The organism is Bacillus sp. JJ1764, assembly GCF_036962145.1.
GTDB lineage: Bacteria > Bacillota > Bacilli > Bacillales > Cytobacillaceae > Neobacillus.
In genome coordinates, this window is sequence record NZ_JBALNY010000050.1 from 42889 (window position 1) to 58894 (window position 16006).

General features: G+C 42.8%; 17 protein-coding genes and 1 riboswitch. Of the genes, 2 read left to right on the forward strand and 15 right to left on the reverse strand.

The annotated features are described in order from the left end of the window. Nucleotides 1-194 precede the first annotated feature (194 nt). A complete protein-coding gene (locus V7083_RS08265) occupies nt 195-305 on the forward strand; it encodes an EYxxD motif small membrane protein (protein WP_335476963.1) in 111 nt (36 codons plus the stop codon). Here the strand turns inward: V7083_RS08265 and purD are convergent. The 12 genes from purD to purE all read right to left on the reverse strand — a co-directional run bounded on the left by purD (nt 286) and on the right by purE (nt 12991). Next, nucleotides 286-1554: a phosphoribosylamine--glycine ligase gene (purD, locus tag V7083_RS08270; protein ID WP_335476997.1), complete on the reverse strand. Its 1269-nt coding sequence runs from the start codon at nt 1552-1554 to the stop codon at nt 286-288. The two genes, V7083_RS08265 and purD, sit on opposite strands and share 20 nt — an antisense overlap. A gap of 16 nt (nt 1555-1570) precedes the next feature. Next, nucleotides 1571-3106: a bifunctional phosphoribosylaminoimidazolecarboxamide formyltransferase/IMP cyclohydrolase gene (purH, locus tag V7083_RS08275; protein WP_335476965.1), complete on the reverse strand. Its 1536-nt coding sequence runs from the start codon at nt 3104-3106 to the stop codon at nt 1571-1573. Beyond that, on the reverse strand, nt 3084-3686 hold the full coding sequence (gene purN / locus V7083_RS08280; protein ID WP_335476967.1) for a phosphoribosylglycinamide formyltransferase: 603 nt from the start codon (nt 3684-3686) through the stop codon (nt 3084-3086). Before purN ends, purH begins: the two co-directional genes overlap by 23 nt. Then, complete coding sequence (gene purM, locus V7083_RS08285) at nt 3683-4717, reverse strand: phosphoribosylformylglycinamidine cyclo-ligase (protein ID WP_335476969.1); 1035 nt, start codon at nt 4715-4717, stop codon at nt 3683-3685. Before purM ends, purN begins: the two co-directional genes overlap by 4 nt. Nucleotides 4718-4722: 5 nt before the next feature. Next, nucleotides 4723-6132: an amidophosphoribosyltransferase gene (gene purF, locus V7083_RS08290; protein ID WP_335476972.1), complete on the reverse strand. Its 1410-nt coding sequence runs from the start codon at nt 6130-6132 to the stop codon at nt 4723-4725. Continuing rightward, nucleotides 6108-8333, reverse strand: a complete 2226-nt coding sequence (purL, locus tag V7083_RS08295; protein WP_335476974.1) for a phosphoribosylformylglycinamidine synthase subunit PurL — start codon at nt 8331-8333, stop codon at nt 6108-6110. Before purL ends, purF begins: the two co-directional genes overlap by 25 nt. Continuing rightward, entirely contained in the window at nt 8317-9000 is a 684-nt protein-coding gene (purQ, locus tag V7083_RS08300; RefSeq protein WP_335476976.1) for a phosphoribosylformylglycinamidine synthase subunit PurQ, read from the reverse strand. Before purQ ends, purL begins: the two co-directional genes overlap by 17 nt. Then, nucleotides 8997-9251: a phosphoribosylformylglycinamidine synthase subunit PurS gene (gene purS, locus V7083_RS08305; RefSeq protein ID WP_335476978.1), complete on the reverse strand. Its 255-nt coding sequence runs from the start codon at nt 9249-9251 to the stop codon at nt 8997-8999. The genes purQ and purS overlap by 4 nt, the downstream gene beginning before the upstream one ends. Further along, the gene (gene purC, locus V7083_RS08310) at nt 9244-9957 is read right to left on the reverse strand and encodes a phosphoribosylaminoimidazolesuccinocarboxamide synthase (protein WP_335476980.1); all 714 of its coding nucleotides are present in this window, start codon (nt 9955-9957) and stop codon (nt 9244-9246) included. Before purC ends, purS begins: the two co-directional genes overlap by 8 nt. Nucleotides 9958-10059: 102 nt before the next feature. Next, nucleotides 10060-11358: an adenylosuccinate lyase gene (gene purB, locus V7083_RS08315; protein ID WP_335476982.1), complete on the reverse strand. Its 1299-nt coding sequence runs from the start codon at nt 11356-11358 to the stop codon at nt 10060-10062. A gap of 3 nt (nt 11359-11361) precedes the next feature. Continuing rightward, complete coding sequence (gene purK / locus V7083_RS08320) at nt 11362-12516, reverse strand: 5-(carboxyamino)imidazole ribonucleotide synthase (protein WP_335476985.1); 1155 nt, start codon at nt 12514-12516, stop codon at nt 11362-11364. Further along, complete coding sequence (purE, locus tag V7083_RS08325) at nt 12503-12991, reverse strand: 5-(carboxyamino)imidazole ribonucleotide mutase (RefSeq protein WP_335476987.1); 489 nt, start codon at nt 12989-12991, stop codon at nt 12503-12505. The genes purK and purE overlap by 14 nt, the downstream gene beginning before the upstream one ends. 132 nt (nt 12992-13123) lie before the next feature. Then, nucleotides 13124-13225: riboswitch (purine riboswitch) on the reverse strand. A 240-nt stretch (nt 13226-13465) separates the two neighbouring features. Here purE and V7083_RS08330 point away from each other — a divergent pair. Next, nucleotides 13466-13702, forward strand: a complete 237-nt coding sequence (locus tag V7083_RS08330) for an aquaporin (protein WP_335476989.1) — start codon at nt 13466-13468, stop codon at nt 13700-13702. Nucleotides 13703-13913: 211 nt separating this feature from the next. On the opposite strand, the gene V7083_RS08335 is transcribed toward V7083_RS08330, so the two are convergent. The 3 genes from V7083_RS08335 to V7083_RS08345 all read right to left on the reverse strand — a co-directional run bounded on the left by V7083_RS08335 (nt 13914) and on the right by V7083_RS08345 (nt 15878). After that, nucleotides 13914-14123, reverse strand: a complete 210-nt coding sequence (locus V7083_RS08335; protein ID WP_438823706.1) for an NETI motif-containing protein — start codon at nt 14121-14123, stop codon at nt 13914-13916. A gap of 282 nt (nt 14124-14405) precedes the next feature. Then, a complete protein-coding gene (locus V7083_RS08340) occupies nt 14406-15164 on the reverse strand; it encodes a hypothetical protein (protein ID WP_335476991.1) in 759 nt (252 codons plus the stop codon). 3 nt (nt 15165-15167) lie between these two features. Then, entirely contained in the window at nt 15168-15878 is a 711-nt protein-coding gene (locus V7083_RS08345) for a hypothetical protein (protein WP_335476993.1), read from the reverse strand. Nucleotides 15879-16006: the final 128 nt, after the last annotated feature.

Here is a 16006-nt window from a genome sequence, read left to right on the forward strand (position 1 = left end):
ATTATTTTCACGTCGATAGCCTGGGCATTTGTGTCGATAAGATCTGGTTTTACGTCGATAACCTGGGTATTTCCGTCGATATCCTGGGCATTTTCGTTGATATCCCAGTTATTCTCGTCGTTATATCATTTCAACAATCAAAAAGGGCTGCCCACACTCACGCGGGACAGCCCCATTGAAAGGAAGAATCCTCTATGTTTTTCGAATGGTTAACCCATACGGCTTTTGTTCTAATCTTATTAGTTGGCAGTATTGTTGCTTTAATTTATGCGTTTATGCGCCGTTCTAGAAGACGTGTGAAATAGCTTTGAATCCGATATCTTTACGGTAAAAAACACCGTCACTCTTCAGTTTTTCCAGTTCTTTGTAAACCTTTGTCTGCGCTTCTGACAATGATGCTGCTTTTGCTCCGACAAGCAGGACTCTTCCTCCTGCTGTAACAAATTCACCTGTTTCATTTAATGAAGTACCTGCATGAAATACATAAGCACCGTTACCTATTTCACCTAAGCCCTCCAGTACAGCACCTTTTTGATACTCACCCGGATAGCCTTTTGCAGCTACGACAACACCCAGCATTTGCTGAGGGTCCCACTCAAGAACAGGCGTCTTACCGTTTAATAAGTCCAGTATAACTTGAACTAAATCTGACTGCAGTCTTGGTAAAATAACTTGTGTTTCCGGGTCGCCAAAGCGGGCATTAAATTCAATGACCTTTGGACCGGCTGCCGTTTTGATAAGTCCAGCGTAGAGAATTCCACAAAAGCTACGGTTCTCGCTGATAAGAGCCTTAGCAGCGGGATGTAAAATGGTATCGATTGCCGTTTGCACGGTTTCTGCGTCAATATGCGGTACTGGTGAATAGGCACCCATTCCACCGGTATTCGGCCCTTGATCCCCATCAAATACTCGCTTATGATCTTGGGCAATTTCCAACGGAATGACCACTTCACCATTGACAAATGCCATTAAGGAAAATTCTTCTCCATCCAAAAATTCCTCGATGACCACCCTTGAAGATGCCTCGCCAAATTGCCGATCAATCAACATGTTCTCTAAGCTTGCCAGAGCCTCTTCTTTTGTCATGGCAACCGTAACGCCCTTACCTGCGGCTAAGCCGTCAGCTTTAATGACGATTGGTGCACCCTTTTCCTCCAAATAGGCACGTGCTTCCTCAAAAGAGGTAAACACACCATATTCAGCGGTAGGAATTTGGTATTTTTCCATCAGTTCTTTTGCAAACGATTTGCTGCCTTCAATTTCTGCTGCGGCTTTTGATGGTCCAAACACCTTTAGACCTTCTTGTTGAAAGCGATCAGCCAATCCTTCGAGCAGCGGTACTTCCGGACCAATAATCGTCAATCCGATGCCCTCTTCCTTGGCAAATTGCACAAGGAGTTCTTGATTAGATTCTTCAATGAAAACAAGCTCTGCAACATTTGTCATTCCGACATTTCCTGGAGCCGCAAATACTTTTTCCACCAGCGGACTTTCCTTTACCTTCTGGCAAATGGCATGCTCTCTGCCGCCTCGGCCAATTACTAGAACCTTCACCATTTTCACCACCCGATTAATGTTTAAAATGTCTTACTCCGGTAAATACCATCGCAATGCCATACTCATCCGCTTTTTTAATCGAATCCTCATCACGGATAGAGCCACCCGGTTGGATGATCGCGGTAATGCCTGCTTTTGCCGCTGCTTCCACCGTATCGTTCATAGGGAAAAAGGCATCAGAAGCCAGCGCAGCACCTTCTGCTTGTTTCCCGGCCTGCTTAAGTGCGATTTCTGCAGCCCCTACCCGGTTCATTTGACCTGCGCCAATCCCTAACGTCATATCGTCATTTGCTACCACAATGGCGTTGGATTTCACATGCTTAACAACCTTCCAGCCTAATTTCAGTGCTGCCCATTCTGCATCAGTTGGCTGCCTTTTGGTTGGAACTGTGATCGTAGCATCGTCCAGTGTATAGCGGTCTTGCTCTTGGACTAATAGTCCGCCCTCAATCGTTGTCATTTTCAATTCCGTCTTTTTGCCTTGCTCAAACGGAACCGTTAATAAACGTATATTCTTTTTAGCCGTTAATATCTCTATTGCTTTCTGAGAAAACGCCGGAGCAATGATTATTTCTAAAAAGATCTCATGAAGCTTTCCAGCTGTTACTTCATCTACCTCACGATTAAATGCAATAATTCCTCCAAAAATGGAAACCGGGTCAGCTGCAAATGCTTTTTCAAACGCCTCAAACACGTTGTTTCCCGTTCCGACACCACATGGATTCATGTGCTTAACTGCAACTGCCGCTGGCTCTTGAAATTCCTTTACAATTTGCAATGCTGCATCCGCATCATTGATATTGTTGTAAGAAAGCTCTTTGCCGTGAAGCTGCTCAGCATAGGCAATGGAAAAAGAGGAGCCTAATGGCTTTTTATAAAAAGCAGCCTTTTGGTGTGGATTTTCGCCGTAACGGAGAGTTTGCTTCAACTCATAAGTAACCGTTAATTTTTCTGGCGTTTCTTCTTCAACTAGTTTGGTCATATACTCTGCGATTAACGCATCATAAGCCGCTGTATGACGGAATACTTTAGCTGCCAATGTCTTTCTTGTTTCAAGAGTTGTTTTCCCGTCAGCTTTTAATTCGGTCAGTACGGTTTCATAATCGGTAGGATCGACTACAACTGTTACGTACTGATGGTTCTTGGCTGAGGCACGCAGCATGGCCGGGCCGCCAATGTCAATGTTCTCAATCGCGTCTGCTTCGGTGACATCCTGTTTTTCAATCGTTTGCTGGAAGGGATAGAGATTCACACAAACTACCTGAATCGGTTGAATACCATGTGCCTCTAACTGCTCTTGATGGTCCTTCTGGTCATGCTTCGCTAATAAACCGCCATGAATAAACGGATTTAAAGTTTTTACCCTGCCTTCCAGGATTTCCGGAAACCCGGTAACATCGCTAACACCAATGACCGGTATCCCTTGCTCTTGAAGCGTTTTTTTCGTTCCGCCTGTTGAAACTATCTCAAAGCCAAGGCTAACAAGCTCCCGGGCAAATTCGGCTACACCACTTTTATCAGAAACACTAATTAGCGCGCGTTTTTTCATGTTCTCCTACCTCTCCTCGTGTCAACAGCATTTGTAGAATGTCTGGATATAACTTGTGTTCGATTGCTTGAATTTTGGTTTGGAGGCTTTCTCTTGTTTCATTTTCCTCTAATCGTACCCGCTCTTGTACAATAATTGGACCTGTATCCATTCCTTCATCAACAAAATGAATGGTCACTCCGCTCCACTCTGCCTGTGCCGCCAAAGCCTGACCAATCGCATCCTTACCTGGAAAATTCGGTAGTAGAGAAGGGTGGATATTCACAATTTTCCCTTCGAACTCTCGTAAAAGAGTAGGGCCGATGAGTCGCATATATCCTGCCAGGACTACAAAATCAATTTGATTTTCTTTTAACAAACTGACAATTTCCTGTTCAAAGTCATGTTTACTATGATAATCCTTAGGGTTGAATACAAAAAAGGGAATTCCTGTCCCTTTAGCCCGCTCAATTACATAGGCTCCCGGCTTGTCGCAAACAAGCAGGGTGAGTTGGGCCGATAATTTACCGTTATGAACAGCATCGACAATTGCCTGAAAATTACTTCCGCTTCCTGAGGCAAATACGGCTATTTTTTTCATCGTTTGCCTCCAAAAGCATGGATGGCAATTCCTTCTTGATCGGTGACAACTCCTATTTCATAAGCATTTTCGCCCATTTGTTGAAAATGCTTCAACACATCTGTGGCTTCTTCCTTCTGAACAGCCACAACCATGCCAATCCCCATATTAAAAATATTATACATTTCTTTATAGTCGATCTGTCCAACCTCAGAAATCAATTTAAAAATAGAAGGAATCTGCCAGCTTTTCTCATTAAGTTCAGCACCCATTCCAGCAGGAAGCATTCTTGGAATATTTTCAATAAAACCGCCGCCAGTAATATGGGCCATTCCTTTCACATGAAAGTTCTTAAGGGCTGACAAAATCGGCTTTACATAAATTTTTGTCGGCCTTAATAACTCTTCTCCTAATGTACAGCCAAGCTCATCGACAAACTCAATTAATGACCAATTATTAAACACTTTTCTAACAAGAGAATACCCATTGCTGTGAATCCCACTCGAAGCAAGGCCTATGAGTACATCACCCGGTTTAATCGAATCACCTGTAATTAGATTTTGCTTTTCACATGCTCCCACGGAAAAACCGGCCAAATCATACTCTTCCTCGCGATATAATCCAGGCATTTCAGCAGTCTCGCCGCCAATTAAGGCACATCCTGCCTGCTCACATCCATCGGCAATTCCCTTGACAATCGCTTCAATTTTTTCAGGTATTGCTTTCCCGCAGGCAATATAATCTAAAAAGTAAAGCGGCTCCGCTCCCTGAACAACAATATCATTCACACACATGGCCACCGCATCAATTCCAATGGTATCGTGACGATCGAGCATGAAAGCTAGCTTCAGCTTCGTGCCAACCCCGTCAGTGCCTGACACCAAGACAGGCTCTTTGTATTGGAGCGATGATAAATCAAAGATGCCGCCAAAACCGCCCAGCCCGCCAATCACTCCAGCACGAGCCGTTCTTTGTACGTGTTTTTTCATTCTGGAGACGGCTTCATAGCCTGCTTCAATATCAACACCTGCTTGCCGATAGGCGTTTGCCATGTCGGTCACCCCTTTTGATAATAGTATTGTAATGTATCTGGATAAATTTCAGTCGGATAATTGCCGGTAAAGCAGCCAAGACAAAAGCCATCGGTTCCATCCACTTGACCAAGGGCCTTCAGCATGCCGTCCGTACTGATAAACGTTAACGAATCCGCCCCGATAATTTGTCGAATCTCTTCTACAGACTTGTCAGAGGCAATTAACTCTTCTTTTGATGAGGTATCAATTCCGTAAAAACAAGGATTTTTAATCGGAGGTGAGCTGATTACCACATGAACTTCAGTCGCCCCTGCTTCTTTCAGCATTTTGACAATTCTTCTGCTTGTTGTTCCGCGGACAATCGAGTCATCAACCATTACAACCCGCTTGCCTTCGACAACTCCACGAACGGCAGACAGCTTCATTTTAACCCCTTGCTCCCTCAATGTTTGCGAAGGCTGGATGAAGGTCCTGCCTACATATTTATTTTTAATTAACCCCATTTCATATGGGATCCCGGACTCCTCTGCATAACCAATCGCCGCGGATATGCTCGAATCGGGCACACCAGTAACAACATCTGCTTCAATAGGTGCCTCAATGGCCATTCTTTTCCCAAGACTTTTACGGGCAGTATGAACATTGATTCCCTGAATATTGCTATCCGGTCTTGAAAAATAAATATATTCCATCATACAGATGGCCTTTGTTGTACTAACCGCAAACCGTTCTGATGTTAGTCCGTTTTCGTTAATTATCAATAATTCGCCAGGCATAATGTCGCGGATATATTCAGCCCCCACTACATCAAAAGCACAGGTTTCGGAAGCTACCACGTAGGCATCGCCCAGACAGCCTAGCGACAGTGGCCGTAAGCCATGCGGATCAAGTGCCACCATAAGCTCGGTTTCTGTCATGATCAAGTAGGCATATGCACCTTTTAACATCGAAAGGGCATTTTTTACTTTATCATTCATGTGCGGGAACCCGCTTCTTCTGATTAAATGCGCCAGTACTTCGGAATCAGAGCTTGTTTGAAAAATACTTCCCTGAGTCTCAAGCTGATGTTTCAGTGAAGTGGCATTTACGAGATTCCCGTTATGAGCTAGAGCAAGACTCCCCGTTTGTGAGTGGAACAGCAGTGGCTGAACATTTTCATAGCCGCCGCCGCCTGCTGTTGCGTAACGAACATGACCGATTGCCGCTGTTCCGGTTAATTCGGCAATCTTATCTGCATTAAAAATTTCGGTAACCAGCCCTTCACCTTTTACACCTTTTAGCTGTTTTCCATCTGACACCACGATGCCAGTGCCTTCCTGACCGCGATGCTGTAAGCTATGAAGCCCGTAATAGGTGAGCTGGGCGGCATCCTGATGTCCCCAGACTCCAAAAATACCGCACTCTTCGTTTAAGCCTTTGATTTCAGCAAGCATGGAATTGCTCCTTTCCAAGCAGCTTTTAATTCCTCAACCTGTGCTTCCAAAATAGTTTCCGACCCATTCTGAATAGTCAACACACCAGATTCTGTTACGATTCCAATGCATTTTGCTTCTACTAATCTTTCAAATTCTGCTTGATGCTCTTTTTTAACCGTTAAAAGGAAACGTGATTGTGTTTCACTAAATAAAGCTGACACCGAGTCTCCGTTGATGGTGACTTCCGCGCCAAGGTGTTCATTGGCAAAAAGTGATTCAGATAGCGCAACCGCTAAGCCACCTTCCGATAGGTCGTGGGCTGATTGAACAAGGCCAGCACGAATCGCTGTCAGTACTTGATTTTGTCGCTTCTTCTCAACTTCTACATCCAACTCAGGAGATTTGCCGAATATTTCTCCGTTCAGAAGCTTTTGCAGTTCGCTTCCGCCAAATTCAGCTTTCGTTTCCCCTAGAAGATAAATCAGGTCACCGTTCTGTTTAAAATGCTGTGTGGTAATATGGTCAAGATCCGAAACTAGACCCACCATGCCAATTACCGGGGTTGGGTACACAGCTGTACCGCTTGTTTCATTGTATAATGAGACGTTTCCGCCAATGACCGGGGTTTCAAGGACACGGCATGCTTCACTCATTCCGTCTGCTGATTTTTCCAGCTGCCAAAATACCTCTGGTTTTTCCGGGCTGCCATAGTTTAAGCAATCGGTTACCGCTAATGGTTCTGCACCAGAGCAAACAATATTGCGGGCTGCTTCAGCAATGGCAATTTTACCGCCGGTTTCAGGGTCCAAATAGACGTAACGGGAATTACAATCCACTGTCATCGCTAATGCTTTACGAGTACCGCGAATGCGCAGTACGGAAGCGTCCGATCCTGGAGATACAACTGTATTTGTTCTTACCATGTAGTCATATTGTTCATAGACCCATTCCTTGCTGGCCACTGTCGGCTGACACAGAATGTTTAAAAGAGTTTCCTTTGCATCCGTTATCTGTGGAATGGTCTCCTCCATTGACTGAAACTCAGCAAAGTAAGCAGGCTCCATTGAAGGTTTATGATAGACCGGTGCATCCTCCGCCAAAGCATCGACTGGAACATCAGCAACGATCTCACCTTGATGAACCAGGCGAAGCATTTTATCATCTGTTACGGTTCCAACAGCCACTGCCTCTAAATCATATTTTTTAAATAGATCCTCGATTTCTTGCTCGCGGCCCTTTTTAACAACAATTAACATCCGCTCTTGCGACTCTGACAGCATCATTTCATAGGCGGTCATTCCAGTCTCGCGTTGAGGGACAAGGTCAAGATTCATTTCAAGGCCCATTCCTGCCTTGCTGGCCATTTCCGCAGATGAGCTGGTAAGTCCGGCTGCCCCCATGTCCTGGATTCCAACAAGTGCATCAGAGTGAATCAATTCCAAGCATGCTTCCAATAGCAATTTTTCCATGAATGGATCGCCCACTTGCACGGCAGGGCGCTTTTCATCAGATTGTTCATTTAATTCCTCTGAGGCAAAAGTAGCGCCGTGAATGCCGTCACGACCCGTTTTCGCTCCAACATACATGACCGTATTGCCGACACCGTGAGCCTGACCCTTTTTAATATCTTTGTGGTCAATTAACCCCACACACATGGCATTCACTAGCGGATTGCCTTCATAGCAAGGATCAAACTGAACCTCACCGCCAACAGTTGGAATTCCGATACAGTTTCCGTATCCTGCGATCCCAGCGACAACTTCTTTAAACAAATAACGAACTCTCGCTGAATCAAGCTCTCCAAAACGCAGGGAGTTCAGCATGGCAATTGGACGAGCACCCATGGAGAAAACATCGCGGATAATTCCGCCGACACCAGTTGCTGCCCCTTGATATGGCTCGATAGCTGACGGGTGATTATGGCTTTCAATTTTAAACACAACGGCCTGATTATCACCAATATCAACGATCCCGGCACCCTCACCTGGACCTTGGAGAACCTTAGGACCCGATATAGGAAATTTCTTTAGAACCGGCTTAGAGTTTTTATAGCTGCAATGCTCTGACCACATAACCGAAAACAAACCAGTCTCCGTGTAATTCGGAGTACGGCCAAGAATGTTTTCAACCATTGAAAACTCTTCATCGGACAGCCCCATTTGCTGATATAGCTTCTCGGCTTTAATTTGTTCAGGATTTGGTTCAAGCTTTAATAACATGTGATTCCCTCCAAGCCTTTACAATTGATTGAAACAGTTTTAATCCATCGGCTCCGCCTAAAAGCTCATCCACCGCTCGTTCAGGGTGTGGCATCATTCCGAGGACATTGCCTTTTTTATTTACAATCCCAGCGATATCTTCCAGACTTCCGTTCGGATTATGTTTATAAGTAAACACGATTTGATCATTAGCTCTTAATTCTGCCAGCGTTTCTTCGTCACAATAGTAATTACCTTCCCCATGAGCAACTGGAACAGTGATCGTTTGCCCTTGTTGATAGGCACCGGAAAACATTGTTTGGTTGTTTTCCACGATTAATTCCACTGGCTTGCAAATAAAGGAAAGACTTTCATTTCGTCTCATAGCTCCCGGGAGCAGACCAACCTCTAACAAAATCTGAAATCCATTACATACACCAAGGACCGGCTTGCCAGCCTCGGCCGCCTTAACGACCTCCTTCATTACTTTACTGAAACGGGCAATTGCCCCTGTACGTAAGTAATCTCCGTAGGAAAATCCCCCTGGCAATAGAACTCCATCAAATTCATCCAGGCTTTCCGTATCGTGCCAAACATACTCGACCTCTTCACCCAGCTCGTCTTTAATTGCATGGTACATATCGACATCACAGTTTGAACCAGGAAAAACGATGACCGCAAATCTCACTGGGCGACACACTCCTCTACCTCGTAACGGTAATCTTCAATAACTGGATTGGCTAAGAGGTTATAGCAGATTTCATTAACAACCTCATTGATATCCCGATCTGATTTTTCAATTGTCAGTTCCATGTATTTGCCAATACGGACATCAGATACTTCCTGATAGTTTAATGAATGTAAAGAGTGAGTAACAGCTTTACCTTGCGGGTCTAAAACACTTTCTCTTAATGTGACGAATACCTTTACTTTATACATGCTGGTGACCTCCAAGTCTCTCAAGAATAGTTTCGTAGGCTTCTGTTAAACTTCCCAAATCGCGGCGGAACCGGTCTTTATCAAGTTTTTCATTTGTCTCTTTATCCCATAAGCGGCAAGTATCCGGTGAAATTTCATCGGCTAATAAAATTTTCCCGTCCACATCCTTGCCAAATTCTAATTTAAAGTCGATTAAACGAATGCCAAGATCATTGAAAAAGCTCAACAACAGGGTATTTATTTCCAGGGCTTTTTCTCTTAAAATCGTAATCTCCTCGGCTGAAGCAACTTGCAGTTCACTGATATGATCTAGGGTGACCAATGGATCTCCCAACTCATCATTTTTCAAATAGAACTCAACCATTGGCTTAGACAATGGGTGCCCTTCTTCAATTCCCAATCGTTTTGACAGGCTTCCTGCCGCCACATTGCGAACGACAACTTCAAGGGGAATGATGGTTACCTTTTTAACCAGCTGTTCCGTCTCAGAAATCCGTTTAATAAAATGAGAGTCAATGCCGTTTTCTTTTAACTTTAAAAAAAGCAAACTTGTAATCTCATTATTTAAACGACCTTTTCCGGCAATCTCAGCCTTTTTTTGCCCGTTAAAAGCCGTGGCGGAATCTTTATATTCCACCCAAACTACCTGTTCATCGTCTGTTCGATAGATTCGTTTCGCTTTGCCTTCATAAAGCAATTCTTTCATTGGAAACCACTCCTAATTCGCAATATTGGGAATCTTCTTTGTAAAATATGGGCATAACCCAGGGGGCAGCCGGTACTTATTTTGTCCCGGCTCCCCTTTTTATTAATTATTTAAACCAAGTCGATCAAAAATTGTATCCACATGTTGCAGGTGGTAAGAGTAATCAAAACAGTCGGCAATTTCAGCCTCTGAAAGGTTGGCGGTAATTTTTTCATCACCTTCAATTAAGCTGCGGAATGGAACTTGTTTTTCCCAAGCCTCCATTGCTTTTGGCTGAACCGTATCGTAAGCTTCTTCACGTGAAAAGCCTTTATCAATTAGGGCAAGGAGCACGCGTTGAGAGTAGATTAATCCAAGAGTCCGATCCATGTTGCGTTTCATGTTTTCCGGATAGACCGTGAGATTTTTAATGATATTGCTAAAGCGATTTAGCATATAGTTCAATGCAATCGTAGCATCAGGCAATATAATCCGTTCAGCAGAAGAATGAGAGATATCTCGTTCATGCCACAGCGGCACATTTTCGTAAGCTGTCATCATGTAGCCGCGAATGACGCGAGCCATTCCAGTCATGTTCTCTGAACCAATTGGATTACGCTTATGCGGCATGGCCGAAGAACCTTTTTGACCTTTTGCGAAAAATTCCTCCACCTCACGAGTTTCACTTTTTTGCAACCCGCGCACTTCAACAGCAAATTTTTCAATAGATGTTGCAATTAAGGCTAGTGTTGACATGTAGTGGGCATGACGATCACGCTGTAAGGTTTGGGTGGAAATTGGCGCCCGTTCTAATCCAAGCTTTTCACATACATATTGCTCTACAAACGGGTTGATATTGGCATAAGTTCCGACCGCACCGGAGATTTTACCAAACTCCACGCCAGTTGCTGCCTGTTTAAATCGCTCTAGGTTTCGTTTCATTTCTTCGTACCAAAGAGCCAGTTTTAAGCCAAATGTAGTTGGTTCGGCATGGACACCATGGGTCCGTCCCATCATAACTGTATATTTATGTTCAATGGCTTTATTTTTTAAAATCTCGATAAATGCCTCAATGTCTTTTAATAAAATGGTATTAGCCTGTTTCAATACATATGATAACGCAGTATCCACAACATCCGTTGAAGTTAATCCATAATGAACCCATTTCCGTTCTTCTCCAAGGGTTTCAGAAACGGCACGAGTAAACGCCACAACATCATGTCTTGTTTCTTCTTCAATCTCTTTAATCCGGTCGATATTAAACGAAGCATTTTCACGAAGCTTTTGGACATCTTCTTTTGGTATTTCACCTAACTCCGCCCATGCTTCACATGCTAGGATTTCTACCTCAAGCCACGCGTTAAAGCGGTTTTCCTCCGTCCAAATAGCTCCCATTTCCGGTCTAGTATAACGATCTATCATGATTTATCCTCCGATCCTTTCTTCCACTGTCTCCCAAATTTTACTTTCATCAGCTTCCATAAGGGCTATTTCCACATCATCTCGTAAAATGGTGACATGCCCCATTTTCCTTTTGATTTTTGCTTCTTTTTTACCGTATAGATGAATCTTCCAATCCCTTAGGGTCGGGATTTTTGCTAATAATGATTCAAGATGTTCCCCTAATAGGTTGACCATAACCACTGGTTTTAATAGCTCCGTACTTCCTAACGGCCAATTACAAATCGCACGTATATGCTGCTCAAACTGTGATGTCACGCAGGCCTCAATCGTGTAGTGCCCGGAATTATGCGGCCTTGGCGCCAGTTCATTAATGTATATAGTGCCATCACCTGTAACAAACATTTCCACCGCAAGAGTTCCAACCAGGCCTAATGAATCAGCAATTTGCTTCGCCTTGTGAATGGCATTTTCTTGAATCTCCTGTGACACTCGTGCAGGGACAATGGTTTTATATAAAATATTTTCTTTATGAATATTTTCTGCTACTGGAAAAATCGCGGTCTCTCCATCAAGCTTCCGTGTTACAATAACTGAGATTTCTTTTTCAAATGGGATCCATTTTTCCAAGACGCAAGCTCCATGCTTGAGAAGTTCTTCCCCTTTTGCTAAGTCCGTTTCGTCCTTGATGACGAGTTGGCCTTTGCCATCATAACCACCCCGTGCTGTTTTTAACACGGCAGGAAATCCGATTGTGGTGATTTTTGAAAATAGCTCTTCCATCTCAAGAATAACTTCATAAGGAGCCACTTCAACACCCGCCTGTTGAATCGCAGCCTTTTCCGTAATGCGATTCTGGGTAATGGTTAGCAAATCCTGTCCCTGTGGAACATGGGCCCGCTCACATAACCAGCCAAGTGTGTCGGCATCAATATTTTCAAATTCATACGTGATTACGTCACTTATTTCGGCTAAACGGTTGATAGCATCCAGATCATGATACTCACCTATGACTTCAACATCGGCTACCTGTCCACACGGAGAATCAGTAGTGGGCTCAAGGACAGCAATTCTAAACCCCTGTGCTTTTGCTGCCAGGGCCATCATTCTACCTAACTGTCCGCCACCAATTATGCCAATCGTTGCGCCTGGTAATATGCTTTTCCTATTCAAGCTCATCGCTGCTCACCAATACCTCTTTTTCGATTGCTTCTCTTCTAGCCTCAAGTTTCTTAGCTAATGCTTCATCGTTTGTAGCTAATATTTGTGCTGCCAACAGTCCGGCATTCACTGCCCCGGCATTGCCAATGGCGACAGTCGCCACCGGAACCCCTCCCGGCATTTGGACAATTGAAAGTAACGAATCCAACCCATTTAACGCTCTTGATTGAACTGGAACTCCGATTACTGGCAAAGTAGTTTTAGCCGCTACCATCCCTGGAAGGTGAGCCGCACCGCCCGCTCCAGCAATGATTACTTTTAAGCCTCTTTCTCTAGCTTCTTCTGCATATATAAACATTAAATCCGGTGTTCGATGTGCCGAAACCACCTTTTTTTCATATGGAATTTCTAATTGATTTAAAATTTCACAGGCATGCTGCATGGTCTCCCAATCCGACTTGCTCCCCATGATGACACCCACCAGGTTCTCCATCCCTATTCCCCCTTTTTTTTCCAAAATAAAAATACCCGAAAAACTGGCTTCTCTACAAGAGAAAGCCAATTGTCCGGGCATGGATCATTAGGTCAACAAAAAATAGCAGGGTCCGCCCCTTATTGTTGCCGAACATGTATGACTTTCCCTCATAGTCCAATAATTTACGGTCATTGGGTAGAAACTTATGGGCCATATTCCCATTGATATACGAGGGTGTTAGATTTTTTAACTACCTTTATATTAACAACCGATCCAGTGAAATGTCAACAAATTTGTCGAACATTATTTACGCATAACACTATAATGTTCGTGTTTTAGTTAATTTGATCCCATTAAAAATTACTCTATCGGACTTCGCGTTTGCTTTTCACTCTTAGTGCCTGCTTTCAGTTGTGCAGTGGAAAAAGCTTGTATGTAAAAGCATCAGGTATTTATTTAATATAAAAGTATACTACAACTGTCATAAAAAAGGTGCAAATTATGTCGATTTTTTGGGGTGAAGTAATCGATACCGTTATATTACTATTTTGGGGGCGGCATTTGTGCCGCTGTTCTTTGAAAAAATCGCTCGGTTATCATTCGGTCTGGCTTGCCCTTCAAATTGCCTGGGGACTTGACGTAGCAGTTGCCATCTATGCTGTCGGGGGCATCAGTGGTGCTCGCCTCAATCCATCCGTTACGCTAGAGTTTGCCTTAATTGTAAAATGACCATGTGACAAGTTCCGATTTAAATAACCGGACAATTTTATTGAGCGATGATTAGCACCATAGCTGTTTTTCTGATTATCTCCCACACTGGAATGAAGCACCCGATTCCGCTGCAAAACTGGATGTTTTTGCTACCAGCCCAGCTATTCCACGCACTGTTGATAACTTGGTTACTGAAATGATGGCTACCTTCACATTTTATGGGGCTCGTTTATTCCATTATCTTCCCTTCAAAAACAATTTTTCTTCCTACAGGCTCATATAGGGTTTCATTCCCCTTTACAACCTCCTGAAAAATCGGCTCCTCCATTCTCCGGATCGGCATATACCCTTGCTGCTTCATTCTATTTAAACATTCATCAATCGATTCATCCTTCTGCACTTCAAATACCATTTTATTCTTGCCCACAAAAAAACACATCCTATACTGTTCTTTTTCCTTTATTTTTTCAAATTGTAAATGATTCTATCACATATGTACAAAGATAAGCATGGCACTTGTTCCCAAGATGACTGTACTTCAGACAGAACGGCAGCTAATATGCTGGTATCCCTGAACAATATCCAATCAACGTGGATTCGAAATCTAATTTTGCCGAGTTACTATTATGGGAAAGGGTATTGAGATGGGGTATTTAGTATGTATGAAGATAAATAATATAAACAAGAACGAGCTTGTATTTTTTCACAAGCTCGTTTTACGCTAATTACCAAGAACATCAATTTCTTCTTTACCTAATATCATTAACTCCTCAATATTAACACCATCACCATAATAGCTATTACCATTAATCTTCAACAAATCGGTGGCCTCTTGACCTTTTTGGTCATAAGGAATCCAACCATAAAACATATGATAACTTGGTGGATCTGCATTATAAATAAAAGTAGGAAATGGGGAAGTTTCTATTTGTTTCAATGATTTTACTACGGGACCCCACTTTTCCGGAATTGGCATTATTCCATATGATTTCTTAAGCTTAACCTTAGTTTCCATTTGGATTCTTGGGTGATAGGTTTCTTCCCCATCGACACTGTAAAATTGCCGATCCCGAATAAAAAAGAACTTTAGAGAACCCAACTGGTCACTTGACTGGAGGTTCCATACAAAATAATAGGTGGACGGATCACCCTTATCAATCTTCCATATACTTGGCTTTCCTGTTGTATCTATATAAACAATCTGCCATTTATGCAATCTCCACTCCCAATAACTGATCCCATAATCGCCCTCTTCCGAAAAATAAGGAACAACTTTATGACGTTTATCAATTCGAACGATATCCTGGACATCTTTTGCAGCAGCCTCCGGAAAAATCTCATTCATTTGGTTAATAAGCTGCTTATTTGTTGGAAATGAATCGGGTTTAGGGTCGATCATATATAACCATATTATTGCTAGCATCCCGCTAATAACAAGGACGCACAATAGAGCAAGACTGACCCGTTTTTTATATGACATCTCCTATTCCCCCCCTTTCAGCAATACTGCTTTTGAACGAAAATAAAGCTGCTTTTGAGAGGATGAAACAAGAATCCCTTTTCCGTCGGCTTCTATATAAATGACAGGTTTTACCCCACTCCCCCATTTGGATGTTGTTCCAATTAGAAGATAAGGGAATCGTTCTTTTGTCCCCGTTTCAGGCCCATTCAGTTCGTAATACCACTGCTGACCATGAATATTTGCTTTTTTTATAGTATGTATTTGTTCAAGGAAACTGTCTTGATCAAGCTCTTTCTTTTCCCCTGAAGGATGAATGACTACAACTGAAGAATGACTTATATTTGAAATATAGGTGGAAAGCCGATCCGCTGGATATAGGGTATTCTGTACAGGGATTGAAAGCATTGTCGACAGTAAAAATAACAAATTTATATAAAAACCAAGCCAAGCGTATAATCTATAGGATTGCCAACGATCCCTTCTTCTCAAAATTCCATATAAAATCCAAACGCCCAGTGGTAATATCGGAATTTTAATCTGCTGATCCCATAAAGTAATATTTATTGAAAAACAAAAAATACCAGCTAATATACACACTATAACCTTCCAAATTTCTGGTTTCACTTGCTGTTTTATATAGATTCGATAAGCGATGATTCCGGTAATACACCACACTAAGAGTTGAACTAGAATTGCGATAAGCTTAAATGATAAATCAAATTGAAAATTCATTCTCCACCTCCCTTCCTCCAAAATTCACCATATTCCTATATTTTCCTGCTATATTTATAAAAAAATTAGGCACAAAAAAAAGACAACCCTTTTTCAGATTGTCTTCATTCGCCCGGCAACGTCCTACT

Excerpts from the sequence above, each read along its gene's own strand:
- purL (WP_335476974.1), bottom strand. The coding sequence starts at position 8,333 with ATGTTATTAAAGCTTGAACCAAATCCTGAACAAATTAAAGCCGAGAAG.
- V7083_RS08265 (WP_335476963.1), top strand. The coding sequence starts at position 195 with ATGTTTTTCGAATGGTTAACCCATACGGCTTTTGTTCTAATCTTATTA.
- purK (WP_335476985.1), bottom strand. The coding sequence starts at position 12,516 with ATGAGCTTGAATAGGAAAAGCATATTACCAGGCGCAACGATTGGCATA.
- purN (WP_335476967.1), bottom strand. The coding sequence starts at position 3,686 with ATGAAAAAAATAGCCGTATTTGCCTCAGGAAGCGGAAGTAATTTTCAG.
- V7083_RS08345 (WP_335476993.1), bottom strand. The coding sequence starts at position 15,878 with ATGAATTTTCAATTTGATTTATCATTTAAGCTTATCGCAATTCTAGTT.
- purF (WP_335476972.1), bottom strand. The coding sequence starts at position 6,132 with ATGCTTGCTGAAATCAAAGGCTTAAACGAAGAGTGCGGTATTTTTGGA.
- purM (WP_335476969.1), bottom strand. The coding sequence starts at position 4,717 with ATGGCAAACGCCTATCGGCAAGCAGGTGTTGATATTGAAGCAGGCTAT.
- purE (WP_335476987.1), bottom strand. The coding sequence starts at position 12,991 with ATGGAGAACCTGGTGGGTGTCATCATGGGGAGCAAGTCGGATTGGGAG.
- V7083_RS08335 (WP_438823706.1), bottom strand. The coding sequence starts at position 14,123 with ATGTGTTTTTTTGTGGGCAAGAATAAAATGGTATTTGAAGTGCAGAAG.
- purC (WP_335476980.1), bottom strand. The coding sequence starts at position 9,957 with ATGAAAGAATTGCTTTATGAAGGCAAAGCGAAACGAATCTATCGAACA.
- purB (WP_335476982.1), bottom strand. The coding sequence starts at position 11,358 with ATGATAGATCGTTATACTAGACCGGAAATGGGAGCTATTTGGACGGAG.
- V7083_RS08340 (WP_335476991.1), bottom strand. The coding sequence starts at position 15,164 with ATGTCATATAAAAAACGGGTCAGTCTTGCTCTATTGTGCGTCCTTGTT.
- purH (WP_335476965.1), bottom strand. The coding sequence starts at position 3,106 with ATGAAAAAACGCGCGCTAATTAGTGTTTCTGATAAAAGTGGTGTAGCC.
- purS (WP_335476978.1), bottom strand. The coding sequence starts at position 9,251 with ATGTATAAAGTAAAGGTATTCGTCACATTAAGAGAAAGTGTTTTAGAC.